General features: G+C 64.0%; 24 protein-coding genes and 2 pseudogenes. 14 read left to right on the top strand and 12 right to left on the bottom strand.

Annotation, left to right across the window (positions count from 1 at the left end):
• Positions 1-133 precede the first annotated feature (133 nt).
• The 9 genes from CF68_RS05185 to CF68_RS05145 all read left to right on the top strand — a co-directional run bounded on the left by CF68_RS05185 (position 134) and on the right by CF68_RS05145 (position 9694).
• Positions 134-2938 carry a monovalent cation/H+ antiporter subunit A gene (locus CF68_RS05185; RefSeq protein ID WP_035816503.1) on the top strand — a complete coding sequence of 935 codons (2805 nt, stop codon included), beginning with the start codon at positions 134-136 and terminating at the stop codon, positions 2936-2938.
• Entirely contained in the window at positions 2938-3306 is a 369-nt protein-coding gene (locus CF68_RS05180; protein WP_035816500.1) for a Na+/H+ antiporter subunit C, read from the top strand. Before CF68_RS05185 ends, CF68_RS05180 begins: the two co-directional genes overlap by 1 nt.
• Positions 3303-4844: a monovalent cation/H+ antiporter subunit D gene (locus CF68_RS05175; protein ID WP_035816498.1), complete on the top strand. Its 1542-nt coding sequence runs from the start codon at positions 3303-3305 to the stop codon at positions 4842-4844. The genes CF68_RS05180 and CF68_RS05175 overlap by 4 nt, the downstream gene beginning before the upstream one ends.
• A 3-nt stretch (positions 4845-4847) precedes the next feature.
• A complete protein-coding gene (locus CF68_RS05170; RefSeq protein ID WP_010812079.1) occupies positions 4848-5351 on the top strand; it encodes a Na+/H+ antiporter subunit E in 504 nt (167 codons plus the stop codon).
• On the top strand, positions 5336-5608 hold the full coding sequence (locus CF68_RS05165; RefSeq protein WP_013956829.1) for a K+/H+ antiporter subunit F: 273 nt from the start codon (positions 5336-5338) through the stop codon (positions 5606-5608). Before CF68_RS05170 ends, CF68_RS05165 begins: the two co-directional genes overlap by 16 nt.
• A 279-nt stretch (positions 5609-5887) precedes the next feature.
• On the top strand, positions 5888-6232 hold the full coding sequence (locus CF68_RS05160; RefSeq protein ID WP_013956828.1) for a Na+/H+ antiporter subunit G: 345 nt from the start codon (positions 5888-5890) through the stop codon (positions 6230-6232).
• Positions 6233-6321: 89 nt separating this feature from the next.
• Positions 6322-7149 carry a class I SAM-dependent methyltransferase gene (locus CF68_RS05155; protein ID WP_035816544.1) on the top strand — a complete coding sequence of 276 codons (828 nt, stop codon included), beginning with the start codon at positions 6322-6324 and terminating at the stop codon, positions 7147-7149.
• A 104-nt stretch (positions 7150-7253) separates the two neighbouring features.
• Positions 7254-8906 carry a hypothetical protein gene (locus tag CF68_RS05150; protein ID WP_235205673.1) on the top strand — a complete coding sequence of 551 codons (1653 nt, stop codon included), beginning with the start codon at positions 7254-7256 and terminating at the stop codon, positions 8904-8906.
• Between the two features lie 101 nt (positions 8907-9007).
• Positions 9008-9694: a cyclase family protein gene (locus CF68_RS05145; RefSeq protein WP_035816542.1), complete on the top strand. Its 687-nt coding sequence runs from the start codon at positions 9008-9010 to the stop codon at positions 9692-9694.
• A gap of 49 nt (positions 9695-9743) precedes the next feature.
• Here CF68_RS05145 and CF68_RS05140 read toward each other — a convergent pair whose 3' ends face one another.
• The 6 genes and pseudogenes from CF68_RS05140 to CF68_RS35990 all read right to left on the bottom strand — a co-directional run.
• Positions 9744-10751: a hypothetical protein gene (locus CF68_RS05140; protein WP_035816494.1), complete on the bottom strand. Its 1008-nt coding sequence runs from the start codon at positions 10749-10751 to the stop codon at positions 9744-9746.
• A 4-nt stretch (positions 10752-10755) separates the two neighbouring features.
• Positions 10756-11865 (bottom strand): GNAT family N-acetyltransferase, encoded by a 1110-nt coding sequence (locus tag CF68_RS05135; protein ID WP_035816492.1) that lies wholly within the window; start codon positions 11863-11865, stop codon positions 10756-10758.
• The gene (locus CF68_RS05130; RefSeq protein WP_035816490.1) at positions 11862-13085 is read right to left on the bottom strand and encodes a hypothetical protein; all 1224 of its coding nucleotides are present in this window, start codon (positions 13083-13085) and stop codon (positions 11862-11864) included. Before CF68_RS05130 ends, CF68_RS05135 begins: the two co-directional genes overlap by 4 nt.
• A 3-nt stretch (positions 13086-13088) precedes the next feature.
• Positions 13089-13973 carry a ThiF family adenylyltransferase gene (locus CF68_RS05125; RefSeq protein WP_035816488.1) on the bottom strand — a complete coding sequence of 295 codons (885 nt, stop codon included), beginning with the start codon at positions 13971-13973 and terminating at the stop codon, positions 13089-13091.
• On the bottom strand, positions 13970-14923 hold the full coding sequence (locus tag CF68_RS05120; protein ID WP_035816486.1) for a hypothetical protein: 954 nt from the start codon (positions 14921-14923) through the stop codon (positions 13970-13972). The genes CF68_RS05125 and CF68_RS05120 overlap by 4 nt, the downstream gene beginning before the upstream one ends.
• 196 nt (positions 14924-15119) lie before the next feature.
• Positions 15120-15458 (bottom strand): annotated as a pseudogene (locus CF68_RS35990) (DNA polymerase ligase N-terminal domain-containing protein); the annotation flags it as partial.
• Positions 15459-15615: 157 nt separating this feature from the next.
• Between CF68_RS35990 and CF68_RS05115 the strand changes: the two are divergent.
• Positions 15616-16611, top strand: a complete 996-nt coding sequence (locus tag CF68_RS05115) for an AraC family transcriptional regulator (protein WP_035816484.1) — start codon at positions 15616-15618, stop codon at positions 16609-16611.
• 80 nt (positions 16612-16691) lie between these two features.
• On the opposite strand, the gene CF68_RS05110 is transcribed toward CF68_RS05115, so the two are convergent.
• From CF68_RS05110 to CF68_RS05085, 6 genes and pseudogenes are all read right to left on the bottom strand, one after another.
• Complete coding sequence (locus tag CF68_RS05110; protein ID WP_152548452.1) at positions 16692-17558, bottom strand: hypothetical protein; 867 nt, start codon at positions 17556-17558, stop codon at positions 16692-16694.
• Positions 17559-17587: 29 nt separating this feature from the next.
• Positions 17588-18418: a phosphatase PAP2 family protein gene (locus CF68_RS05105; protein WP_035816482.1), complete on the bottom strand. Its 831-nt coding sequence runs from the start codon at positions 18416-18418 to the stop codon at positions 17588-17590.
• Between the two features lie 15 nt (positions 18419-18433).
• Complete coding sequence (locus tag CF68_RS05100; protein WP_035816481.1) at positions 18434-19468, bottom strand: DUF1254 domain-containing protein; 1035 nt, start codon at positions 19466-19468, stop codon at positions 18434-18436.
• Positions 19469-19819: 351 nt separating this feature from the next.
• Positions 19820-21241, bottom strand: a complete 1422-nt coding sequence (locus CF68_RS05095) for a DUF1254 domain-containing protein (RefSeq protein ID WP_035816479.1) — start codon at positions 21239-21241, stop codon at positions 19820-19822.
• Between the two features lie 305 nt (positions 21242-21546).
• Positions 21547-21810 (bottom strand): annotated as a pseudogene (locus tag CF68_RS38045) (DDE-type integrase/transposase/recombinase); the annotation flags it as partial.
• Between the two features lie 279 nt (positions 21811-22089).
• A complete protein-coding gene (locus CF68_RS05085) occupies positions 22090-22413 on the bottom strand; it encodes a LysR family transcriptional regulator (RefSeq protein WP_035816477.1) in 324 nt (107 codons plus the stop codon).
• A gap of 86 nt (positions 22414-22499) precedes the next feature.
• Between CF68_RS05085 and CF68_RS36965 the strand changes: the two genes are divergently transcribed.
• From CF68_RS36965 to CF68_RS05070, 4 genes are all read left to right on the top strand, one after another.
• Complete coding sequence (locus tag CF68_RS36965; protein WP_152548451.1) at positions 22500-22778, top strand: hypothetical protein; 279 nt, start codon at positions 22500-22502, stop codon at positions 22776-22778.
• Positions 22779-23020: 242 nt separating this feature from the next.
• Positions 23021-24001 carry a quinone oxidoreductase gene (locus tag CF68_RS05080; RefSeq protein ID WP_035816476.1) on the top strand — a complete coding sequence of 327 codons (981 nt, stop codon included), beginning with the start codon at positions 23021-23023 and terminating at the stop codon, positions 23999-24001.
• Positions 24002-24010: 9 nt separating this feature from the next.
• Positions 24011-24859, top strand: a complete 849-nt coding sequence (locus tag CF68_RS05075) for a TauD/TfdA family dioxygenase (RefSeq protein WP_035816475.1) — start codon at positions 24011-24013, stop codon at positions 24857-24859.
• A gap of 20 nt (positions 24860-24879) precedes the next feature.
• Positions 24880-26526, top strand: coding sequence for a fatty acid--CoA ligase (locus CF68_RS05070; RefSeq protein ID WP_035816474.1), 1647 nt, complete (start codon positions 24880-24882; stop codon positions 26524-26526).
• Positions 26527-26585 lie beyond the last annotated feature (59 nt).

The raw sequence follows: 26585 nt of genomic DNA, 5'->3' as shown, positions 1-26585 counted from the left end.
GCCCGCATAGAGGAACTGGCCCATGACCACCGCCCCATTTGCAAGACAAGCACCATCGGCCCGGCCTGCCGCCCGGCGCGTCGACGGCCGGCACACGCCGTCCGTGACCCCTGGCAACGGCTGAGGGGGGCGCATGGCGCTGGTGCTGCTGATCGCGCTGCCCCTGCTGGCCGCGGCGCTGGCGTGGTTGATCGGCGTGCGGGCCGCGCGCATGCTGGCGCCGGTCATCATCGGCTTGCCGCTGGCCGCGCTGGTGCTGCTGCTGAGCCTGCGCGGCGCGGTCTTCGAACAGCCGGGGCATGCGCTGGGCTGGCGCGTGGCGTGGCTGCCGCAGCTCGGGCTGGACCTGTCGCTGCGGCTGGATGGCCTGTCGTACCTGTTTGCGCTGCTGGTGCTCGGCGTCGGCCTGCTGGTGATCCTGTACGCGCGCTACTACCTCGCGCGCAATGAATCCGCGGTGCGCTTCTTCTGCCTGCTGCTGCTGTTCATGGCGGCCATGCTGGGCGTGGTGCTGGCCGGCAACCTGCTGCTGCTGGTGGTGTTCTGGGAGCTGACCAGCATCCTGTCGTTCCTGCTGATCGGCTTCTGGTCATGGCGCACCGATGCGCGCCAGGGCGCGCGCATGGCGCTGGCGGTCACGGGCGGCGGCGGGCTGGCGCTGCTGGCCGGGGTGCTGCTGCTGGGCCATATCTGCGGCAGCTTCGAGCTGTCCGAGGTGCTGGCGCAAGCCGGCAAGGTGCAGCACCACCCGCTGTACCTGCCGATGCTGGTGCTGGTGCTGCTGGCGGTCTTCACCAAGTCTGCGCAGTTCCCGTTCAGTTTCTGGCTGCCGCATGCCATGGCCGCGCCCACGCCGGTCTCGGCCTACCTGCACTCGGCCACCATGGTCAAGGCCGGCGTGTTCCTGCTGGCGCGGCTCTATCCGGTGCTCGACGGCACCAACAGCTGGTTCTACCTGGTCAGCATGACGGGGCTGGCCACGCTCATCGTGGGCGCCGGCCTGGCGCTGCTGCAGCGCGACCTGAAAGGGCTGCTGGCTTATTCCACCATCAGCCACCTGGGCCTGATCACGCTGCTGTTCGGGCTCGATACCCAGCTCAGCACGGTGGCGGCCATCTTCCACATCATCAACCACGCGGTGTTCAAGGCGTCGCTGTTCATGGCGGCCGGCATCATCGACCATGAAACCGGCACGCGCGACCTGGACCGCCTGCACGGGCTGGCGCGCTACATGCCGCACACCGCGGTGCTGGCCATCGTGGCATCGCTGTCGATGGCGGGGGTGCCTCTGTTCAACGGCTTCCTCAGCAAGGAAATGTTCTTCGGCGAGACCCTGGCGCAGGGCCTGCTGGGCGACTTCAACTGGGTGATCCCGACCGCGGCGACGCTGGCGGGGGCGCTGACAATGGCCTATTCGCTGCGCTTTATCTACGGCGTGTTCTTCGGTGCCCGGCAGCCCGACGTGCCCAACTACCCGCCGCACGAGCCGCCGCGCTTCATGAAGGTGCCGGTGGAGTTCCTGGTGGTGATCTGCCTGGTGGTCGGGTTGGTGCCGGCCTATACCGTGGGCGACCTGCTGGCGGCGGCTTCGCTGGCCACGCTGCGCGCGCCCCTGCCAGAGTACAGCCTGAACCTGTGGCACGGGGTCAACCTGCCGCTGCTGATGAGCCTGGCGTCGATGACCGGGGGCGCGGCCCTGTTCTTCCTGCGCCGCGACGCGCTGCGGCGCCTGCAGCAGGCGATCGACCACCTGAGCGCGCGCCAGTCGTTCGAGCATGGCATGCATGCGCTGGAACGCTTTGCCGCGGCCGTCACGCGCTGGCTCGAGAACGGCTCGCTGCAGACCTATGTCGCCTGGATGCTGCTGGCGCTGCTGGCCGTGCCGGCATACTTCCTGGCCGACCTGGAATGGCTCGGCGGCAGCGTGCCGGCGGGCGCCATCGACCTGATCGGCGCCGCCACGCTGGCGCTGCTCGGGCTGTGCGCGGTGGGCGTGGTGGTGACGCACCGCCAGCGGCTGCTCGCGCTGGTGCTGCTGGGCGGCTGCGGGTTGATGGTGTCGATGGCGTTCCTGCGGTTCTCCGCGCCGGACCTGGCGCTGACGCAGATCTCGGTTGAGGTGGTGACGATCCTGCTGCTGGTGCTGGCGCTGTTCTACCTGCCGCGCGAGACGCCGGAGCGCGCCGGGGCTGCGCGCCGCGGGCGGGATCTGGTGCTGGCGCTTGGCGGCGGCGCCTTGCTGGCGGTGGCGGCCTACGCCGTGATGACGCGGCCTTATGACCCGGTGTCTGCCTTCTACATCGACCAGTCCGTGCCCGGCGGCGGCGGGCACAACGTGGTCAACGTGCTGCTGGTGGATTTCCGGGGCTTCGACACCATGGGCGAGATCTGCGTGCTGCTGATCGCAGGGCTGGCGGTGCAGGCGCTGCTCAAGGGCATGCGGCTGGACACGCCGTCGGCGGCGCCCGATGGCCTGCCATGGACCAGCCAGGCGCATCCGCTGCTGCTGGCCATGCTGGCGCGGCTGATGCTGCCGCTGACGCTGCTGGTGGCGGTCTTTATCCTGCTGCGCGGGCACAACCTGCCGGGCGGCGGCTTTGTCGCGGCGCTGATCACGTCGGTGGCGCTGCTGCTGCAGTACGTTGCCAGCGGCGTGCGCTGGACCGAAGCTCGCATTGCGCCGGACTATCGCGCCATTGCCGGCGCGGGCATCCTGCTGGCGGGCCTGACCGGGCTGGGCAGCCTGGCCTTCGGCTATCCGTTCCTGACCACCGCCTTCGGGCATTTCCACATACCGGGCATCGGCGAGGTGGAGCTGGCCACGGCGATGATCTTTGACCTGGGAGTCTTCTGCACCGTGACGGGAACCACGCTGGTGATCGTATCGCACCTGGGCGTGCGCAACCTGCCGCCGGCACAGGCCGCGGAGGACGCCTGATGGCCGCGCTCTACGCCATCACCATCGGCATCCTGGCCGCGGGCGGCATCTACCTGCTGCTGCGCGAGCGCGTTTTCACCGTGGTACTGGGACTGACGCTGCTGTCGTATGCGGTCAGCCTGTTCCTGCTGGGCATGGGGCGCCTGTCGATCGGCCGGCCGCCGGTGATCGTGGCGGGCGCCAGCTATGCCGACCCACTGCCCCAGGCGCTGGTGCTGACCGCGATCGTGATCGCGTTCGGCATGACGGCGTTCGCGGTGGTGCTGGCGCTGCGCTCGCTGGGGCTTACCGGCAGCGACCATGTCGACGCCGCCGGCCAGCCCGGGGGGCGCGCCGCCGATGGCGGCAATCAGGGGCCGCGGCCATGAACCATGCCGTGCTGCTGCCCATCCTGATCCCCATGTTTGCCGGTGCGCTGCTGACCGCGATGCCGGCCCAGCGGCTGCGCGCGCAGCGCATCGTCTGCGCCCTGGCCACGCTCTTGCTGGCGCCAGTGGCGGTGCAACTGCTGCGCCAGGCGGCTGCCGGCGAGATTGTGGTCTATGCGATGGGCAACTGGTCCGCCCCGTTCGGCATCGTGCTGCAGCTGGACCGCACCGGCGCGATGATGCTGGCCCTGACCGTGGTGCTGGCCGTCGCCGCGCTGGCGGCGGCGGGAGACGGCACGGCCCGGCAGGGCCGGCATTTCCATGCGCTGTTCCAGTTCCAGCTGATGGGCCTGAACGGCGCCTTCCTGGCGGGCGACCTGTTCAACCTGTTCGTCTTCTTCGAGATCCTGCTGATCGCGTCCTATGCCCTGCTGGTGCATGGGGCAGGGCGCGCGCGCATCGGCGCCGGGCTGCACTATGTGATCCTGAACCTGGTGGCGTCGTCGTTCTTCCTGGTGGCGGTCGGCGTGCTGTACGGGCTGTCGGGCACGTTGAACATGGCGCACCTCGGCCTGCGCCTGGCCGGCCTGCCGGCCCAGGACCTGCCGCTGGCGGTGGCCGCCGGCGCCATGCTGATGCTGGTCTTCGCGCTGAAGGCGGCGCTGTTCCCGCTGTATTTCTGGCTGCCGCGCGCCTACGCCAGCGCCACCGGCCCGGTCGCCGCACTGTTTGCCATCATGACCAAGGTCGGCATCTACGCGATGCTGCGTTGCGATGCGCTGATCTTCGGCGGCCCGCAGGGGCTGCTGGGGCCCTTCCTGCATGACTGGGTGTTCGTGCTGGCGCTGGTCACGCTGGCGGTCGGCGCGCTGGGCGCGGTCGCCGCCGGCACGCTGCGCGCGATGACCAGCTACCTCGTGGTGACATCAGTCGGGTTGCTGGCCGCCTGCGTATCGATGCAGACGCAGGCCGGCTGGGCCGCGGCGATGTTCTACCTGCTCAGCACCACGCTGTGCACCGCCGCGCTGTTCCTGCTGGCCGACGCGCTGGAGCCGGAGCCGGCGCGCGAGGACGGGGCCCCGGTCAGTGCCTCGCGGCTGGCCGGGCTGCTGTACCTGGTGGGCGTGGTGGCAGCGGTGGGGCTGCCGCCGCTGTCGGGCTTCCTCGGCAAGCTCATGGTCCTGCGCGCGACTCCGGCGCCGTGGGTGCCGGCGCTGTGGCCCGCGGTGCTGGTGTCGGGCCTGCTGCTGCTGATTGCCGTGTCCCGCACCGGCACGCGGCTGCTGTGGCGGCTGCCGCATGAGGCCGAGCGCGTGCCGGAAGGGAATGAGTACTTAGACGAAGACCATCCCGGCGCGGCACGCGTGCGCGTGCGGCCCGACTCGCGCAAGCTGGCCTGCTGCGCACTGCTGCTGGCGGGCAATGTCGCACTGACGGTATGCGCGCGGCCGGTCAGCGACTATGTGGCCGACGCGGCGGCGCAGTTGCTGGACCGCGCCGCCTATCTCCGGGCAGTGCTGCCCGGGCAGCCGGGGTAAGCCATGCTACAGCGTCTGCTTCCCCATCCGTGGCTGAGCCTGATCCTGATGATCATGTGGCTGTTGCTGACCAACAGCCTGGCCCCCGGACACTGGCTGCTGGGGGCGCTGCTGGGCTGGGCCATCGGCCGGCTGGCCGACCGATGGCTGGTGCTGGGCGCCTTCCGCCTGTCGCGGCCCGACCTGATCCTGCGGCTCAGCATCCATGTGCTGTTCGATATCGTGAAAGCCAACGTGGAAGTGGCCATCATGGTGCTGGGCCCCACCGCGCGCCTGCGCCCCGCCTTTATCGTGGTGCCGCTCGATGTCGAGCACGAACTCGCCACCACCGCACTGATCAGCATCGTCTCGCTCAGCCCCGGCACGCTGTGCGCAGAGCTGAGCGACGATCGCCGCGCCTTGCTCGTGCACGTGCTGGACCTGGAGGAAGAGGCCGCGCTGGTCGAGCTCATCAAGTCGCGCTATGAAACCCCGCTCAAGGAGATCTTCCAATGCTTGCCATCGTGATACCGGTCTGCCTGGTGATCCTGGGCCTGGCCTTCCTGCTGACCCTGGCGCGGCTGCTGCGCGGACCCAGCCTGCCGGACCGCATCGTGGCGCTGGACACGCTGAATATCAACGCCATCGCGCTGATCGTGGTGCTAGGCATCAGCCTGGATTCGGCACTGTTCTTCGAGGCCGCGCTGCTGATCGCGGTGATGGGCTTCGTCGGCACCGTGGCGCTGTCCAAGTACCTGCAGCGCGGCGACATCATCGAATACTAGGGCCTGTTCACATATAAAACGTACGCGCGTTGGCCCGAGCCGGGGTCAGCTACGCGAAGGGCGTCGCCGCAAAGGGTCATTCCCTTTGCAAGGCGCCCGACAAAGTAGATGGCCCCGGCTCGGGCCAACCCGGAGGGCAAGGGGGATACGCGGCGCACGGCGTCGTTGCCAGCCGCTTGCTTGGAATGACCAAGCGGCGCGACTGGCGCCTAGCCCTGCGCCGCGTATCCCCCTTGCGCGCGCACGTTTTATATGTGAACAGGCCCTTGGGAGCGCCAGATGCTGCATCCTGTTGCGGAATTTATCGTGTGCGCGCTGCTGCTGGTGGGCAGCGTGTTCATGCTGGTCGGGGCGATCGGGCTGTTCCGGCTGCCGGACTTCTTCATGCGGCTGCATGGGCCGACCAAGTCGACCACGCTGGGCGTGGGCGGGGTGGTGCTGGCCTCGGTGGCATACTTCAGCTTCCGGGGCGATGCCAGCCTGCATGAACTGCTGGTGACCGCCTTCCTGTTCCTGACCGCGCCGATCAGTGCCCACATGCTGGCCAAGGCCGCGCTGCAGCGCCAGCTGCCGGTGGATCCGCGCACGCGCGGAAGCGGCTGGATGCCGCGCATCCGCGACTAGGTATGGCCGCGACGGTTTACTTTCGCCGCAATGTGTCCTACACCCAGTCAGGCGATGCCGGCATCTTCCACGCCAGGGCAGGGGGTTTCATGGACTTGCAACACTCGGACAAAGTCTTCGCGGGCGCGATTCCGGAAGTCTATGAGGCCCTGATGGTGCCGATGATCTTTGCGCCATACGCTGCCGACATGGCTGCCCGCATCGCCGCGCTGCAGCCGCGCCGGGTGCTGGAACTGGCCGCCGGCACCGGCGTGCTGACCCGGGAAATCGCCGGGCGGCTGCCGGCCGATACCATGATCGTTGCCACCGACCTCAACGCGCCGATGCTGGCGCGCGCGGAGCAGGCCGGCACCAGCCGCCCGGTGCACTGGCGCGAGGCCGACGCCATGGCGCTGCCGTTTGCCGATGCCAGCTTCGACATGGTCGCCTGCCAGTTTGGCGTGATGTTCTTCCCGGACAAGGGCCGCGCCTTCGCCGAAGCCCGCCGCGTGCTGGTGCCGGGCGGCACGCTGATCTTCAATGTCTGGGACCAGCTGGAATTCAACGCCTTTGCCCGCGATGTTACCGGGGCGCTCGCCACGCTGTTTCCCGACTCACCGCCCGAGTTCATGGCCCGCGTCCCGCATGGCTACCACAGCCAGGCCGCCATCGAGCAGGACCTGCGCCTGGGCGGATTCCAGTCATCCCCGGTCTTTGAAACCGTTGCGGCAACCAGCCGCGCCAGCGCCGCCCGCATCCCGGCGGTGGCATTCTGCCAGGGCACGCCGTTGCGCGCCGACCTGGAGCGGCGCGGGCCGGAAGCGCTCGGCCGGGCAACTGACCATTGCGAACAGGCGTTCCTGGAGGCTTACGGCGCGGGTCCATTGGCTGGTCCGATGCAGGCGCATGTGGTGATGGTAACGGCGCCCGCCGGGTAAAGCTGCCCCGGCAGGTCGCCGCCAGGCCATCGCCGGGCGTGCGCAAATCGCCGCTTGCGCCGATACTGTAGCCAGGCTCATGACGACGACAGGACCCGCGGACGATGATTACGATGCCCCTTGTACGCGTGCTCGCGATCGGTCTGCTGTTGTGTTCGCTATCGGGATGCGATTTCTTGCGTGGCTACGCCGAAGGCGAATCCGCGGTCATGCGGGACTTCAGGGCCGGGGATCGTGCCGATGACCTCGGGGCGGTGCGCTTTGTCTTCGATGACTTCGGCGGCCTGAGCACCGATACCCTGGAGACCAATGCGCTGCCGTGGAAGCTGGCAACGACGGCGCTGTTGCTGGCCGGTGGCCCCGGCGTTTCGGTCACCCAGGATGCCTTGCGCCGCGCCCTGCGCGAGTTCGGCTTCATCTATCCCGATGCGGTCCGCAACTGGCCGCGCCAGCAACAGCCCAGCTTCGACAAGCCCCTGGGCGTGGTCAGCGGAATGATCGGCCGGGACCTCCCGAAGATCCGCCTGGAGGTGTCCAACCTGGGATGCGCATCGTGCCATGCGGGCATCACCTACGGCAAGGACGGGCGTCCCACCAACGATGTCTGGCTGGGGCTGCCGAATACCTCCCTCAACCTCGACGCCTTCGTCGCTGCGGTCTATCAGGCGGTGAAGCGGGTGAAATCCGATCCGGAAAAGCTCCTCTCGGCCATCCGCCAGCTTTACCCCGAAACAAGCAAGGAGGAACTGGATACCATCCGGAAATTCGTCTGGCCGCGGCTGGTGAAACGGGTGGCGGAACTCGAAGCCAGCGGTGACGAGCCACTGCCGTTCAGCAACGGCGCGGCCGGCAGCACCAATGGTGTCGCGGCACTCAAGTTCCAGTTTCATCTGCTCTCGGCGGGCACGGCCGCCAGCGGTTCCACCTCGATTCCGGAACTGGGCTACCGCAGCCTGCGCTCATCGCTGCTCTACGACGGCGTCTATACCAGCAAGGGCGCGCCGCGCTTTGCGCCAGTGGCGCCCGCTGCCGCCGATGATGCCGGGCGGCTGGCGCATATCGTGGCCTTCTTCACCGTGCCGACCATGGGCATGCCGCCGGATCGCGCCGGCCGCGCCATTCCGCAGGTGGAAGACGTCATGCGGTTCATGGCGGGCTACACTCCGCCGCCGTTTCCGGGGCCGGTTGACCGCCCCCGCGCCGCGCGCGGCCGCGCCGTCTTTGATGCCAACTGCGCCCAGTGCCACGGCAGCTACAGCCAGGACCCAGAGCGCCCGCGCCTTGTCAGCTTCCCCAACCGGTTGGTGGCACAGGCGGATATCGGTACTGACCCGACGCGCTGGCAAGCGATCGATCGCGGCCTGCTGCAAGCCATCTCGCGCTCCGAGCTGGGCAAGCATATCGACGCCGCCAACACCGGGGGCTATGTCGCGCCCATCCTCTCCGGCGTGTGGGCGACGGCACCGTACCTTCATAACGGCTCCGTGCCCACGCTCTGGCATCTCATGCATCCGCAGGCGCGGCCCAGGCGCTTCTGGGTTGGTGGTCATGCACTGGACTACGGCAAGCTGGGCATCGCCGGCAGGCTCGATGCGGACGGCACCTGGGCCTATCCGGCCAGCTACCAGCCGTGGTCGAAACCCGTGCTCTACGACACCGCGACAGCGGGGCGCGACAACCGCGGCCATGAAAAGGAGTTCTCGCTCCTTGCCGAAAGCGACAAGGATGCGTTGCTGGAATTCCTGAAGCTGCTCTAGCCTTGCGGGCCCCCGTTCACGACGCCATCTTTTGGCAGCTTGACCCGGCTGAAGGCCCGGCAGTAGCATCGGTTCAGCGCAACCAGGATGGAGCGCAGAAGATGATTGTCGATCTCTCTCATGTGTTCCACGACGGGATGCCTGGCGTCCTCTTCAAGCACGAAACCGGCGAAGCGGTCGAACTGACCGCGCATATCCGGCCGTTCATGACGCATGCGCAATCAGGCTGGCACTACGAGGGCAAGGCCTCGTTCGAGATTTCCGAGGTGGCATTCCAGACATCCGTCGGCACCAAGCTGGATGCACCCCGTCACCGCTTCGAAGGCGCGGAAGATATTGCTGCCCTCGATCTCAGCCGGCTGGTGCTTGACGGCGTGGTCATCGATGCCCGCCACGCGACCCCCGGGCAACAACTGGCGTGGAATGACCTGCAGTTTCCCGAGCATCTCGCAGGGCGAGCGGTGCTGATGAATTTCGACTGGGATCGGCATTGGGGAACGGAGATCTATCGATCGCACCCGTTTGTCTCACGCGACGTGATAGACCGGCTCTGCGATGCGGGCATTGCCTTGTTCGGGGTGGACTGCGCGAACGTCGACTCCACCCAGGACCCGGAACGCCCGGCGCACACCCGGTTGCTGGGACGAGGCATCCTGATCGTCGAGAATCTCACCGGACTGTCGCGTTTGCATGGCGTGCCGTTTCGCTTCTTTTCCATCCCGCTGAAGGCGCGGGACGCGGCGGCTTTCCCCGTCCGCGCTTTCGCCGAGGTGCGCGAACACGCATAGCCAGGACCGCGCCCCGGGTAAGCGCCGCAGCCGCGCAAGCGTCGTTGGCTCAGGATGCGTGCATCAGCTCTGCGGTGGGGAGTCTTGCGCTTCGCGGGATGCCCCGAACCGGCACAGGCCCAAAGCGCATGATGTTCACGAGCCGGTTTCCGCGCGGCAAGCGCTGGCTTTCGGCAAGCAGGGCGGCATGGCCAGGTGAATCGGCCAGCGCCGACATCGGCACGCCGGCAAATCCCCTGGCGGTCATGGCCAGCCAGAACCGGTACCAGCGGCGCCCGATGTCAAAAATCGTGACGTCGGGTGCGGCATGAATCAGGACGATCCGGGCCGCGCTTTTTATTTTTGCGCTTTCCGATGCCAGCAGGCGGGTCAGCGAAAGCGCCGAGAGCAGCCGGACCACATGGGGTCTCAGCGCAATCGACGCGCCCCAGGCTTCCCACCGCGACAGTGCCATGCATTCGGCCGAAAGCCCGTCGCGCGGCCACCCGGGATCATGCGGCGACAAGCGCAGCCAGTGGTAGAGTTCCTCGGCAAACCGTGGGTCATTCAATCCCGCAGCCGCGGCGTCGTCATACCAATTGGCGATTTGCGCTGTGCTGTTCTCGCTCGCCAGCGTGACGAACTCCGCGTGGGCTGCAGCGCATTCGCCCAACGACTTGATCTGCGGCGGGGGCGCACGGTGAAACTTGCCTCGATAGGCGCGGCGCGCGTCCACGAAGGCGGCAAGGGGATCCGGGCTCGCACCGGGTGTGATCAGGCCAGATGCGGCCGGGCGCAAGCCCTGGGTAGCGGGCGGGTAGGGCAGGCCGGAGACCTCAGGCTGCGTAAGTCCCAACCCAAGCGTCGACAACGCCATGGCCATGCCTTCCCAGGCCATGCCCAGGGCGATCTGGTTGTCCCGCCCGGTGGGGTCGCCCACGGATAGCCATCGCGCAGGGTCTTCAAACAGTTCAACCTTGTCGCCGGCAAAGCGCCAGCGAGCGGGTTGGATATTGTGCGCGCTGGGAGCGCGGCCAGCCTGGGCAACGAGGGTGAGTTGCTGGTCTCGCGTAAGCATATCGCTAGATGGCTTTCCTGAAGAGATGCAGTTGATGCAGCATCGTGGCCCCCATCTTCTCCATTTGCTTCAGGCTGGCGCCATTCGAATCCGACACCCAGCTGATGCCCAGGTGCGAGTACCCGGCACCGCGCATCGCCGTGAGCAGATGGTGCAGCATGACGGCGTTGACGCCGCGGCTGTGGTAGTCCCTGCGCACGGAAAAAAAGATGATCGCCGCACGCTTGCGGCTGGCGCGGAACCTGATCAGATGCCAGAGCGTGGATAGCTTCAGGCGGAAGCCGGTGGCGCGCAGAAACGGATTGAGGTCCGGCACGCACAGCAGCACCCCGATCGGTTCCCCGTTGAAGTAAGCGGTATAGGACAGGCGCTCGTCGATGATCCACATCATGCCGGCGCAGGGAAACAGGAATTCCTCCTCCGTCAGCGGCACGAACATCGGGTTGCCGGCGAAACCATCGTTCAGGACAGCGCATGCTTCCCGCAGGCGCCGGTCAAAGCCGCGCCGCCGGATCGGCTCGAATTGCCAGGCGGGATCATCCAGCAGCGCGCGTTGCTTGCTTCCGATCAACTGCGCCGGATCGTAGCTGCGCACGTCGAGCTCGAACGTGCGCATCGGAAAGAACGGCTCGAAGCCGCATGCCTGGAGCAGCCTGGCAATATGCGGCGGCGTGTATTCCTGGTAGGTGTATGGCGGATGCTCGAAGCCCTCGGTGACGATGCCGATCATCTGCGTGATCGTCAGGTTGAAACTGCCGGCCAGTTCGTCACAGCCGTTGTGCTTCACCCAGCCCGCCGCCGCGTCGAGCAGCGCTTGCGCGACCTCCACGTCATCGACGCAGTCGAACATGCCGAAGTAGCCGCGCTTCTGGCCGTATTGCTGATTGGACGCATCGTGGATATGGGCCAGGATACGGCCGACGATCCGTCCGTCCCGATGGGCGGTGAACCAGGTGCGGCGCGCAAACTGCCGGAACAGCGGGTTCTTCGCCGGGTCCAGCGCGCGCGCTAGATCCCCCTTCATCGGCGAGACAAAGTGGGTATCGCGGCCATAGCAGGCGAAGGGCGCCTCGAAGAACGCGTCGAAATCGCCTTCACGCAGCACGGTTGTCATGCGGCCTCCCGCTGCCCGAGATGGCGCGCCAGCCGCAGGATCACCGCCGCGCGCAGCTCGCCGATGGCCGCGTTGGCGCCTTGCGGCAGGTTCAGCAGCACCACCTGGGCAGGCTGGCGCGCGATCAGCAGGGCATGGGTCATTTCATGGCGCTCGAGCAGGTCTACCAGCTGCTCCGCGGCCTCGACCCGATCGCCTTCCCGGATCCCGGCCCAGGCCCTGGCGTCGCCGATCGACACGGGCTCACGACGCCTTCCTGCCAGGTCGAACAGCGCGTCCAGCGCGTAGCCAGCAAGCTCCGCGTTGCCGAGCACTACATGGTCGGCGGTCTGCGGCAGGCGCCTGAGCGAATGCAGGAAACCCTCTGGCGTATCCAGCCGGGCATGGAGCAGCCAGCGCAGGAACGCGTTGCCTTCACCGGCCAGCGACATGGCGCGAATGCGGACAAAAATGGCGGTCAGCAGCACCCATGCGATGGCAACGGGCATGCCGCGCAGGCCAGCCTCGGCGAAGCCCGGGCCGGGCCCGCGCGAGGCCAGCGCCATCACGCTGGCCAGCACGACGGCGAAGAGCAGGGCGGCTGCGATATGCGCCAGCAGCCCGCGCACGACCCGCTGCGATTCCGACAGATTCAGGAACACATAGACAAATGCCAGCGCCCCGAGCGCCCCGAGGCGAACCGGCACATGGCCGAGTTCCTCGCGGAAGTCGGTGGCCGCGAGCGGGACGGCCAGGGCCACGACCACAACTACCGCCCGGGCCAGGCGTTCCTCGTTGTCGGACAGCTCGGCATCGCGCAGCCACAGCAGGAACCAGCCATTGCTTGCCGTGACCACGGCGAAGCAGCCAAGGAACGCCAGCAGCAGCGGCGAATTGCCCGACAGATCGGTGAAGAGATTGATGACGAAGAACAACACCGACACGCCCAGCGCCAGCAGCTTCAGCCACAACGGGTGGTGGCGCCGCAGGAGGTGCTCGGCAAACAGGGTCATGGCAATGGGCAGCAGGGTTGCCGCCGCAAACACCAGCTGCGCCAGCAGCGTGCCGCCAAACAGCCAGGAAAAGCCCCGGACTGCCAGCAGCGCCGTCAGCACCCCGAACAGGAACAGGCCCGTGCCGGCCCCGGCCTCGCGCCGGGACCAAAGGAAATGCAGGTAGAGCCCGCAGCCCGCCGCGCCGAGCCAGGTAACGGCCACATCGCTTGCCAGGGCGTCAATCACGCGTCAACCCTCATCTCGCATCAACCTTGCCATGAAGCGCCGTACCAGCGCGCGCACGGCCCACGCCGTCAGCGCATTGCGCGGCGTCTCGATACGCATGGTCCAGGGATTGAAGAAATAGCCGCGCACACCGGCCAGCCGCGGCCGGCCAAGCACCAGCTTGATCGCTTCGAAAGCCATCAGGTTGCCGGTGGTGATCACCATCGGCGCAAACGACATGCGCTTGCGCTTGCCGGTCAGCAGGTCCTTGGCAATGCCAAGCTCCACATGCCGGACGGAGCTCGAGTTGACCATCACATATTCGAGTTCCTTGCCCAGGCATTCCTGCCTGACCTCCGGCGTCAGGGACTTCCAGTCCATGCCGGCCGTGGGATAGGCAAGACGCTCCTCAGGCCGGGGATCTTGCGGACGGACGACCGTGACGGAGGGCAGGGGAGCGGTATAGGCGTCGATGACGGTCGCACCATGCTTCCGCGCCTTGCGATAGAGCGCGATGCCCGCGGCCATGTCATCCATGCCGTTGACCACGATCTTGTAGCGGCTCAGCAGGTCATCGAGCTTGTCGGTCCACTCGGCGCCGAAGGTCTCGATGGCAAGTTCCGGGTTGATGCGCCGGATCTGCGCCACGGTGGCCTCGACCTTGTTCACGCCAACCGTATCCAGGCTGGCAAACACCTGGCGGTTCAGGTTCGACACGTCGAACGCATCGAAGTCCGCCAGCGCAAAGCCGCCAATGCCCACCCGTGCCAGCGCCTGCAGGCAGGCGCCGCCCATGCCGCCGACGCCGCAGATCAGCACCCGTGCATTGCGCAATTGCTGCTGTTCCGCGTCGGTTACGAAACCGATATTGCGGGTCGTGAATTCCTCGTAGGAGAAGGGTGGAATCATTGGCTCTTCCTTGCGCGCAGGTCTCCCAGCGGCTCGCGCGGATTCAGCCAGTGGAACAATGGCAGGACGATCCGACCGACAGCCAGGAACGCAATCTGATAAAGGATGGCGGGCAGGGAGTCCCGAGGGACTTCCCGCAACAGGTATTTCCGTGCGCTGGCCAGGTCCAGGCAGGCGATCTGCAGGAAATCGTCGCCACGCTGGTAATCGAGTTCCCGCTGGCAGAGTTCGTTGGCGCGCTCGTCCCGATGCTTCGGCGCCTGGTCGAACGTCTTCTTGAGATTGTCCGAGCCGCCCGTATAGGCATCGGTAATCACGAAGCGCGCCTCGTCAAATCCCGCCGCCCGGTCAACCCCAAAGACATGCCGGTGCGATTTCATGATCTCGCGGGCCACGCTCAGGTGTTCAAAGCTGCGCCGCGACGGCTCAAAGGGATTGGGATAGGCCGTAACAAAGACCTCGGCAACCTTGCCGATAATGGCCGGCACCTGGGTCACATTGCTGATCCAGATCGGCCGCAGGCCGCGGCGGAAGAAAAGCAGGATGCAGGTCAGCCCGTACAGCACCCAGGACAGTCCTTGCGTGCGATAGCCGGGATCGACCATCACCAGCCCAAGGTGAATCGCCTCGGCCGGCCGTCCCTTGACCTCGATCGGCATGACCGACAGCGCATTGAATGCAATCGGCTGGCCGCTGTCCCGGTCATAAAGCAGCGTGATCACGGCCCGCCGCAGCCTTTCAGGGTCGCCGGAAAGCACCCCGTAGTCGAGATCCTTGCCGATTCCCCGCTGCACGATGCCGCGCATCTCGACCAGCATGGCTTCGAGGTGCCGGGCGTCCATCCACAAGCCGGGCCGTTCGACGACGCGGATCCGGACGGACCGGCTGGCCTTCAGGCTCAGGTCCAGGTAGCGCAGCCGCTGTCGAAAACGCCCGATGAATTTGAGCATGCAGGTTTGGCTGATTGTTCTTGTGTGGACGGACTCGGAGGCAAGTGTGGACTGGAGCATATAACAGCCAGTCCATGGTGTCACGGGCGTGCCACAGGAATAAGAGTCCCCTGGCCAGCCCGGCGACAAACGCGGCCCCGGCGAAAATCGCGAAATTCCAGATCGGCGAGATGTTGAGCCCAGCGGTGTAGCCGCCAACGAGAGGGCCCGCCATGGCGCCGAAGCGTCCGATGCCTACCGCCCAGGCGCGCGGCCCCTGGTCCCAGACAATTGCGGTACCCGCGCCATACTGCTTTGGCGGAATCGCGCCCTAGAAATTTGCATAGTCGAGCGGATGGTCCTCGACATGGATCGCAATCCGCTTCTCAGCCGGATCGAAGCTGGGTCCTTTGGGGACAGCCCTACTCACAAGTACACCGTCAAGCTCCAGTCGAAAGTTGGAGTGCGATCGCCTGGCCCAGTGCTTCTGAATTACGAAGCGAAGCTGGTGCGAGTTGCCATGCTTCCTGCGCCCACTTCCAGAGGCTTCATACAGGAACGGGGTTTTGATAAAATGGCACGCTATTTTCTGCCTGCCAAAAGGACTTTGATTGGCAGTGGCTCTATCGAGAAAGCGGCCCGTTGTCGGCACCGTACTCGCCAAGGCGCTTTCCACGCACAGGCGCGCAGGTGTTAACCAGGAGTGAACACTTATGATTAATGCCACGCCATCCATCAAACTTGGTAGTTTCCTCCAGATAGCGCCTTACCTTGCCATGCGAGGAGTGTCGCCACTGGAGTTCTTCCAGCGTCTCGGCATTTCGCCAAATATTTTCCAGAATCCCGATATATGGTTGCCGCGGGCGGTCTGCTTTCATATCGCCAATGAAATGGCAGCGGTTGCACAGGATCCGTTCAGCGGCGCCTATGTGGGTCATCTGACGGAAATACGCTCACTCGGCACCTGGGGTGCATTGATCCTGGGCTCGGCCAACCTGGCCCAGGCTTGCGCAATGGCCGCTGCGCATGCGTCCTTGCTGCATCAAGGCGGGCAGATAAAAATCGTCACCGAGGGGCGTACGACAAAACTCGTCCATCAGTTCACGGGCGAATGCGGGTCGGATCCCAGGCAATTCATTCTGGGAAGCCTTTCGGTACTTAGAAAAATCCCTCTTATGGCCAACGACGCGGCGGCCATACGTGTCCACATCAAAGGCTCACGGGCAAGAGGAGACGGAGCGCTTGAAGAATGCCTGGGCCCGAACCTGGAGATGAATGCAGACTACAATATGATCGAATTTGATCGTGATCTGCTCGACACGCCGCTGACACATATGTGCGATGATGCCTGGAAAACCACCGAAGCGCTGAAGTGGACGGTTGAAACAGCAGGCATGCTGATCAAGCAAGTGTCGGATCAAAGCCAATCAAAACTTGCCGTCATCTCCAGAAGCATTGGCATCTCTCCCAGGACGCTGCAACGCCGCCTCAAGTATTGTGGCGTCGATTTCGATGAGCTACGAGATGAAACGCGCCGCAGCGAAGCCCTTAAGCTGCTTGCCGACGGGAAATATAGCGCTACCGAGATTGCCTATATGGTCGGCTACAGCGATCAGGCGCATTTCACGCGCGCCTTCAAGCGCTGGACCGGAGACACGCCGTCGCGCTACCGCGCTGCCTCGCAACAGGGTGGGCTGAGCAAGGGATAAGTTCCCATCCCTGTCGCCCGACGGCATGGCGCTGCAAGCCAGGCATGCGCGCAGCAAAGCCTCCCGGGCTTGCACAAAGCTCAGAACCGGTAGGTAATTCCCATGATCGGTCCTTTCTGAATGACGTCGAACTCGAATCCATTCTTCCTATAATCCACGCCCTGGATCCGGTATCCAGCCATCGCGGACAGGTTGGTTTTTATCTTGTAACCAACGCCCGCAACCACGTCCCAGTCAAGATCAGCCTGGCCGGTGCCGATGTTTCCCCAACCGGTGAGATAGACTTTGTCGGTAAAGGAATACGTGCCACGAAAACCGGCAACCATGTCAACCCAGGTAGCGCTGTCGCGCTGTTTCACATGGTCGAGAATTCCCCCATGAAAATTCAACGTAGTGCTCACGCTCCAGACACGCACCCCGGCAATCAAGTCCAGATGCAAGCGATCCGTGCTCTGCACGGTGTATCCGCCCCCCAGCAGGCCTGAGAATGATTGCGAGGTCACACTGATTTCTTCCGCCAAGACGCCCTTGGGCGTAGAGTCTCTGACAGAGGTCTTTGTATACGCCAAATCGGCGAAGATGCTGTAGCGGCCGCGACGCCCCTCGATGATCCCCATGAATGCATAGTCCAGCTCATTAAAAATCTGCCCGAAGTCAGATTTGATCCTGGCAGGCGGAGAATCAAATTGCCGGACCGTACCCTGGACCCCGGCCATCCAGAGATAGGGGTTTACGCTGAACTGCCAATCTGAATTGCTTTCTGGCCTTGCCGCTAGGGGGGAGTCCGCAGCGCGGCCGTTTTCATCCGCTCGCGCGGCCCCCGGCAATGCCGAGGCAGCCGCCAGCAACAGGGTGAACAGAAAGCCGGCGCTCCTCTGTCCCCTCGTTAGCGACCAGCCGCAACGCGGGAGATACCCGGCCCGTGTCCGGTTGGCCGCATTCCCCATATCGCCAAGTCCGTATGGAACCGTTCTCATCAAAACGCGGCGGCCTCGGCAGAGCAATCCATTGGCGCACTTCCTCCCGCCGCCTTGACGTTCTTCAACTCACGTTTCGCGGCATCCAGGTCGGCCTGGAAACCGGCGTCGCTTTGAAGCCTGCTAATAGTCGCAGCGCCCATCACTCGCCCGGCGTCAACATCGCTTTGCCAATGCGCATTGCAAATCACACGGCTTTGCCCGAAGGCAAGGCCGCGCGCCAGCAACTCATTCGCTCGTTGCGGGTAGATTTCGGCCAGGACGAGCGCCCAGGCCCATCCCGCAGCAGTGTGGCCCGAAGGATAAGAGCCATCGTTTCGCAGGATTTCCTCATCCTGCGGCGTGCATGTCCCTTCGTCATGCAGAGCAAACGGCCGGGTTCGGTTGTATTTGTTCTTGACGCCATAGGTGGAAAGCCCTGCGTCCGTCAATACACGTTGCATAACCTGATAGGTCCGGGGCGTGTATTGCTCGTCGATCCTGACGCCCATGGCGCAAGAGAAATTCTCCGCAGGCGCCGGGAACCTGAGATCGGCATCCCGTCTGGCCATCTCCCAGCGGGCGGTTCCACTCAGCGCGAGGGCGGCCTTTCTTGCCTCTTCGTCACGCGCAAACGCGGCGCTGTCTTTCGAGGGAGGGGGCCCGAGGAGCTGCAAGCTATTTGGGAGGTCCGCCTGCTTCAGGTAGCCGGGGGCCAATTCGAAGTGCGGATCGGTAACTTTTCCCGGCGCAGGGGAAAGCGCTTGCGCACCGGGCCACGCGGAAGCCGACATGCACAGCAGCCCGCCAGCGGCTACCAGTGTGCGGTTGAAGATGGAGATTTTGTACATACGAGGACTCCGGATTCATCGAGCTACGGGCTGTGGCTGCGGGAAACGCCATTGGCCACTCAGTATCTGTTCACCGGGCTGATACAGCCTCACTGTGTAGTTCCAGCCTGGCATGATGGGCAGGCAATTCGCGATCTTTCCGTCGCAACCGCCGAACTGAATGTCAATCGACCCATTAGCGTTCTTCTCGGCGGTGAGATTATTCAATGAATAGGCGTCGTAGGGATTCTTCTGGAAGTAGCCCTCGGCGTTGTAGACGGCTACAGACCAGAACGCATTGACGGGAACGGACCCGACATTGATCCGGTACACCGTTTTTCCGTCGTTCTGCGGCATCACTCCCGTGAGGTAGATGGCGTCTTTACTGGGGTTTCCGCCCCATCCCGCCGCGGTCCCGATCAGATGCTGGACGGGATCGACCGAGCCCCTGGCACCAAACGCCTGGTTATAGTCGGGAAGGGTCGAGGCCAGCACCAGCAGGGCGTCACGCACCTTTTTCTGGCTCGCCTGATCCCATTTCGGAATGACAAACTCCCCGGCCTTGTCTTGGCTGACCCGAATGGCGTCCTGCAGCGCATGCACCCGTTCGATGTCTTTTTTATCCGCCGGATCCACCAACGTGCGGATAGCGACAAAGACATAGCGGGTCCCGATTTCCTCTTTCGTCAGGACGTGGCGGCCCGCGGTATAAAAGACGGCGGGTACGTAGTGGTCTTCGTCGACCACGAGCATCGACATGAATCTCTTGCCTGCCTCAGGCAGCTCGATCGTGACAGGGCCCGCATCAAGATCGAACACGCCTCCTGAATAGAGCGTGTCCCGGTTCATCCGGATGACATTCTGGGCATCGATGGACGCTGGCTCCCGGCTATGAACAAACTTGCCGAAACTGCCGTCGGACACCATCTTGCCCATGTAGAGATCAGACTCGGCACGGGCAAAATTGGCGATACCTACGGGTATCGCCGTATCGGCGGCGGCCTGCGCATTTGCCATCCCCAAGGTTGCTAAAGCCAGGGCGACTGTGCGCACCACAGATGAATAAGACATTTGGGACCCTCTAGATCCGATAAAAAACCTGCATCCGCCGGCCACGCATTCGTCCAATGCGTGGCCGCTGATGGCAGCACGTGCTGGCCGTACCATTACCTTGCGGATTCTATGACGGCGTCTCGCCCAAGGCTTGCCTTTTGATGCCAAAGACGCTGCCGCCAGGATGTGTGCAAGTGAACGGGCGAAACAGGCAACGACCATTTCTCGCCGAAGTTGGCCGCGTTATGGTTGCAATTCGATGGTATGGGTCACGCTGATTGATACGTTGCCCTGCTGTCAGGTTACGTATCGTGAGCCACACGAAGTGCGCTTTCGCGAAGTTCACTGGAGTGGGATTAGCTTAGACTCTCAACTGACTTTCCGGACAGCAGGAATAGCCCATGTTCCGTTGATGATGGACGGGTCTGCCTCGCTCGGCCAATACGTTCTCAGCATCAGGATAAACTCCCCGGGAGGTGCGGGAAGCCAATTCGACTCCCTATCCTTACCAGGCGAATCCTTCTGGATGTAGAGATCGGTCGATCCGTCTGGGTTGACCTGCAAGTTTTGACGCGGACTGATCGAATATCGGTTGAGCGGGTTGTTCACGAAGAAGTATCCATCGTCATACATCGTCAACGACCAGAACCCCTCTACAGGCGGCAAATGACCTTTAGGGAAACGCATGACATACCTGTTCGACCCGTTGTATTGATGCTCCTCCGCATCCACCTTCGAGATCGGATAGATCGCATCCTGAGGACGGTTAGCCCCAAGCCCGACAGCGGTTATGAGAGCCCGCATCAAGTAATCGGTGCCGTAGATTCCCGTGTTGGTCGTGAACGACCAGCCGTTCTCGTCCTTGAGTGTCATATAGTGCTGCATAATTCTGTCGACCGCCGTCTTCGGAACGCGACTGGCAAAATCCGCTTTAAGCTTGCTTTGGTCAAAGTCTTTACCAGGGACGATGCCGATGCGCTCGAACCTTGCGACATGAGTCGCATCGGCACTTGACGGCGGGTTCGTCTTCATCAGTTCACAAAGCAGCGTGAAGTAAGACACCGCATCCATTCGATTGACCTGATCACGCACTGCTGTAACCATGTCGAGGGTCGGATCGACCTTGCCTGACGGCGGTGTGTAAGGCTTGCCATACGCACTGAGGGGAACGAGCTTGAATTCGTCCTGCAATTTGTGAACCGCAGCGTAGTCTTCCGGCGTTCCGGTGCAATAAATACGGCCGAGTAGCCATACGATACTGGTGGGCGCTTTGTACTCCTTTACACCCTCCGGCAGTGTTCCTTTCCAGCCCGGTCCGGTTATCGCATAGGTCTGCGCTCCTGTGCCGGTCGTGCGCTTGCCCGGAACTTGGAACACCGTCGTCCAGCCATCGAGCATTGGCATCAGGGAATAACGGCCTTTCATATCGGGGATGCTGAGCACCCAGGGCTCACTGCCAACATCAAAGAAGGCGTTTGTGTATAGCGTGTCGGCGTTCGGCGCCGTGACATCCCTGAATGATGCGTCGGGGTAGCTGCGCGCCTTGATGATATGCCCCATCGGACCCCGTATTCCCCCTGGCTCGGCGACATTGGTGATGATCCGACGGGTCATCTCCATCGTCACCAATGGGTATCCGAAGATGTATGCATCGATCGCCAGACCAAAATCCTCCGAGCCTTCGCCAAGGTCGTAAATGGCACCCTGCTCGGCGAGCGCTGAGCGAGCCATTGCCAGGCTGGCGAATAAGCTCGATCCGGCCAATAACATGGAACGGCGAGTGATCTTCATAGGCTCTCCCCCTGATTGCAAACAACCTGACATGCTGCTGAGATCAGAAATGCACCGTGACGCCGACGGCCGGCCCGTTCGTTTGTGCTCCCGTGAGTGGCAGCATATGCAGCGACAACGCACATCTGAGACATTTGACCCTCCAGATTCGATGACAACCTGCATCCGCCGGCTTCGCATTTTTCCGATGCATGGCCGCTGATGGCAGCGCGTGTTGTTCGCACCATTAACTAGCATCATATGAGGGGGAGGCGCCCAGAGCTTGCCATTTGATGCCAAAGACGACGGCGAATCATGATGGAGACATTGGCGCGATGAATCAGGCCGGGCCGCGGCCGTTTGCTACGCACCGCCCGGAACAGCGCCTCGCCTACCAGTTCCTGTGTCATTCCGGGCCCCATCGCGTAGCCCACGATCTCGCACGTGTACAGGTCCTTGATTCCTGCCACGTACAACCACCCCTCATCGGCCGCGATATACGTGATGTCAGTTACCCACGCGGCGTTTTGCCTGTCGGCTTCAAGCTTCTGCTCCAGTAGGTTGGGCGCCACTGGCAGATTATGTGCCGAGCGCTGAGCCGGGCAGCCCGCAAGCGCACGCGTCAGACAGACCGCCGATCGGAGTGATGTGGGCCTTCATCGACAACTACCGCGACAGCTTCGGGGGCGAGCCGGTCTGCAGGTGCTGCGGATCGCGCCGTCGGGCTATTGGCCTTACGCGGCTCAGCGGTCGCCAATCGACAGTTAAAGGCCGACCGATCCAATCGGCATTTGCTGGAGACGTTCCGCGGCATTGTCCACCGGGGCAATATCGTGGAGACCAGTGAGGCGGGCGAGGAATTGCTAGGCCTACTCAGCCGAATCACCGAACACCTCGCCAGGCAGTAGGTCTGCGGACTGTCCCGTCGGTGTTGAATTCCCGCGCCGCGAGTCTTCAAGAATTGCGCCCCACATGGCCAGCGTGCGCACTGCCTTACCGTAGATCTCGCGCCCGAGGGGCGTAGGCAGGCATTTCCCCCGGTATTTCTTGATCAGCGGTGCACACAGGTTGTCTTCCAGCAAGCGGAGCTGGTACCGGATCCTGGAGGGCTGTAGGTTTGCAGCTTTGGCTGCTGAAATTATGTCGCCGTGCTCGACGAAGAGTACCAATGCGTGGAGGCTGATGAGTTTCATTCCAAAAGCTGGCAGATAGGCCCAACGAGAACCCAGAGACGTTGTTGCCAACGGCATACCGCAGGCGCGTCACGAATACCAAGCGCATGAGCCAGCGTGATGATGCTTTCCCGAGTTTTAGTTGTTCCTTCGTAGGGTACAAGAAGTCTCTGAGGCGATCTTGCCATTTGATGCCAAGAATGATTTGGCTGGCTGTTTCAATCGTTGAGCAGGCCAACACGTCACCGTCAAAAAGGACCGGCAGCCCCGAAATGACTGACATGTGCGGCGGCAATGTCATTGTGCGCGGCAGGGCAGTTATCTCCGGAATGTTTGCCGGCGACTTGCTGGTCGACGGGGGAACGGCAGACTGCGCAGCATGGTGAAATGCTCTGTGTACGAAAGCAGCGGCCAGTTCCACGGTGGGCCGACTGCGCAAATCATGGGAAAGCGCATCAGGCGATCCGCGGCAGCGTAAGACCCGGCCTCTGGCCATGGCTTCTGTAGCGCTTGGCATGAAATGCAAAGTCGATGGAATCTGTTGCAAAGCACCGGCACGCGCCCGGTTCTACATTGGTCTCCATACGCGGCGCACCTCGCGCCGCCCTTGACCCAGGAGACCAAAGCTGTGGAAAAAATTGTCCGGATGTACGAGATCGGCGGGCCGGAAGTGCTGCGCTATGAAAGCACTGAAGTGGGCGACCCCGGCCCCGGCCAGGTACGCATCCGCCACGTGGCGGTTGGCCTGAACTATGCCGATACGTATTTCCGCAACGGGACTTACCGCGTGCCACTGCCCTCGGGCATGGGCGTGGAAGCGGCTGGCGTGGTGCAGGCGATCGGACCGGACGTCACCAATGTTGCCGTCGGCGATCGCGTGACCTATACCGGCTTCATCAATACCCTGGGCGCGTACAGCACCTCGCGCCTGGTGCCCGCCGCAGCGCTGATCCGCCTGCCTGAGACGATCAGCTTCGAGACCGCGGCAGCCATGACCATGCGCGGGCTGACCTCGGCTTACCTGATGCGCCGCATCCACGCCTTCAAGGCAGGCGACAGCATCCTGCTGCACGCCGCGGCCGGTGGCGTGGGTCTGATCGTTTCGCAGTGGGCCAAGCTGCTGGGCCTGACCGTGATCGGCACGGTTTCCTCCGAAGCCAAGGCCGAGGTGGCGCGGGCGCACGGCTGCGATCATGTCATCAACTACAGCCATGAAGATGTGGCGGAGCGGGTGCGCGCGCTGACCGATGGCGTCGGCGTGTCGGTGGTGTTCGACAGCGTGGGCAAGTCGACCTTCATGGCATCGCTGGATTCGCTCAAGCGGCGCGGCACCATGGTGTGCGTAGGCACCGCCTCGGGCCCGATTCCTCCGTTCGACCCGGTGCTGCTGGCCATGAAGGGCTCGTTGTTCCTGACACGTCCTGCGCTGGCGGACTACATCGCCGACCCGGCCGAAAAGGCCGAACTGGCCGGCGAACTGTTCGATCACGTCGGCGCGGGCCGTATCCGCATCGAGATCAACCAGCGCTATGCCCTGGAAGATGCGGTGCAGGCACACCAGGACCTGGAGTCGCGCAAGACCACAGGCTCTTCGATCTTCGTCATCTGAGGCAACGCCATGCAAGTCCAACAAACTACCTGCGCGCTTGGCGCCGAACTGAGTGGTGTCGACCTGGCCGATGCGATTCGCGACGACGGCCTGTTTGCCGAAATCCGCGCCTTGCTGCTGAAGCACCGCGTTCTGTTCCTGCGCAACCAGCAGTTCAGCCGCGCCGAACATGTCGCCTTTGCCCGGCGCTTTGGCGAGCTGGAAGACCATCCCGTCGCCGGCAGCGATCCCGAGCACCCGGGCCTGGTCCGCATCTACAAGAACCCGGACCAGCCCAACGACCGCTACGAGAACGCCTGGCACTCCGATGCCACCTGGCGCGAAGCCCCGCAGTTCGGCGCCGTGCTGCGCTGCGTGGAATGCCCGCCAGTTGGCGGCGACACTATGTGGGCCAATATGGCACTCGCCTATGAGCGCCTGCCTGCGTACATCAAGGAGCAGATCGCCGACCTGCGCGCGCGCCACAGCATCGAGGCCTCTTTTGGCGCGGCGATGCCGATCGAGAAGCGCCTGGCGCTGAAGGCCCAGTATCCCGACGCGGAACACCCGGTGGTGCGCACGCACCCGGATACCGGCGAGAAGATCCTCTATGTGAACGCCTTCACCACGCATTTCACCAACTACCACACGCCTGGGCGGGTGCGCTCCGGCCAGGACGCCAATCCGGGCGCGGGCGACCTGCTGCGCTACCTGGTCAGCCAGGCGTATATCCCCGAATACCAGGTGCGCTGGCGCTGGGAACCCAACTGCGTGGCGATCTGGGACAACACCGCCACCCAGCACTACGCCGTGATGGACTATCCGCCTTGCCACCGCAAGATGGAGCGCGCGGGCATTATCGGCAGCAAGCCGTACTGATGGACAAGGCAGGATAAACAATGCAAGACAACCTGATTACGGCCGCACAGTCGGCCTACGCTTACCCGCTGCTGGTCAAGCAGCTCCTGATCAACTCGGTCAGTCTCTACGGCGACCAGGAGATCAGCTATCGCGGCCAGATGCGCTACACCTTCCGCGATTTCCGCGGCCGCATCGGCCAGCTGGCCTCGGCGCTCACCGCGCTCGGTGCCGGGCACGGGACCACCGTGGCGGTGATGGACTGGGACAGCCATCGCTACCTGGAGTGCTACTTCGGCGTACCCATGATGGGCGCAACGCTGTTCACGGTGAACGTGCGGCTGTCGCCCCAGCAGATCCTGTACACGCTGAACGACGCCGGCGCGGACGTCGTGCTGTTCCATCCGGACTTCGCGCCGGTGCTCGAGCAGATCCGCGGCGAGCTGACCTGCAACCCGCGCTTCGTGCTGATGGCCGACGGCCAGGACGCACCGGCGCTAACCTTGCCGCTGGCGGGGGAGTATGAGGCGCTGCTCGACGACGCGTCGCCCGACTTCGAGTTCAGGGACTTCGACGAGAACACCAAGGCCGCGACCTTCTACACCACCGGCACCACCGGCGATCCCAAGGGCGTCTGCTACAGCCACCGCGAAATCGTGCTGCACACGCTGGCATCGGCAACCAGCCTGTGTTCGCCGCGCGAGGGCCAGCGCATGCATCGTGAAGACGTCTATATGCCGATCACGCCGATGTTCCACGTGCTGGCATGGGGCATCCCGTACATTGCCATGATGCTGGGCCTGCGTACCGTACTGCCGGGCCGCTACGCCCCGGATGCGCTGCTGAAGCTGCGCGAGACCGAGAAAGTCACCTTCTCGCACTGCGTGCCGACCATCCTGCAGATGCTGCTGCAGTCCGCGCAGGGCAGCGCGCAGGACCTGTCGGGCTGGAAGATCATCATCGGCGGCTCGGCGCTGCCGCCCGCGCTGTGCGAGGCGGCGCTGGCGCGGGGCATCGACATCTTTGCCGGCTACGGCATGTCCGAGACCGGCCCGATCGTGTCGCTGGCCCAGATTCCGCCGGGTTGTACGCCCAGGGACTGCGCCGAGGAAGTCCGCATGCGCTGCTCGACCGGTCGCCCGGTGACGCTGGTGGACTACCGCATTGTCAGCGAAGACATGCAGGACCTGCCGCGCGACGGCAAGAGCCGCGGCGAGATCGTGCTGCGCGCGCCGTTCCTGACCAAGGGCTATTTCGGCAAGCCGCAAGCGTCGGAAGACCTGTGGTCGGGCGGCTTCCTGCATACCCAGGATGTCGCGGTAATGGGCGAGGACGGCTTCGTGCAGATCGTCGACCGTATCAAGGACGTCATCAAGACCGGCGGCGAATGGGTGTCTTCCATTGAAGTGGAGAACCTGATCACGGAGGTGCCGGGGGTGCAGGAATGCGCCGTGATCGGCGTGCCGGATGCGAAGTGGGGCGAGCGGCCGATGGCCTTCGTGGTGCGCAAGGCGGGCGCCGAAGTCAAGGCCGAGCAGATCCGCGACCAGCTGATGGCGCACGCGGATTCGCGCCGGATCAGCAAGTATGCCGTGCCGGAGGCCGAGCGCATCACCTTCATTGAAGCGATCCCGAAGACCAGTGTCGGCAAGATCAACAAGAAGCAACTGCGCGAAGACGCAGCCTGAAGGGTAGTAAAGGGAATTCGCGGCAGTCCTCGGGCGGGGACTGCCGCTTTTTTTTGCTT

This window comes from Cupriavidus sp. SK-4, from assembly GCF_000611125.1.
Classification (GTDB): Bacteria; Pseudomonadota; Gammaproteobacteria; order Burkholderiales; family Burkholderiaceae; genus Cupriavidus; species Cupriavidus necator.
Note: the sequence above shows the minus strand (reverse complement) of the source record. Positions and strands in the feature narration are given on the sequence as shown.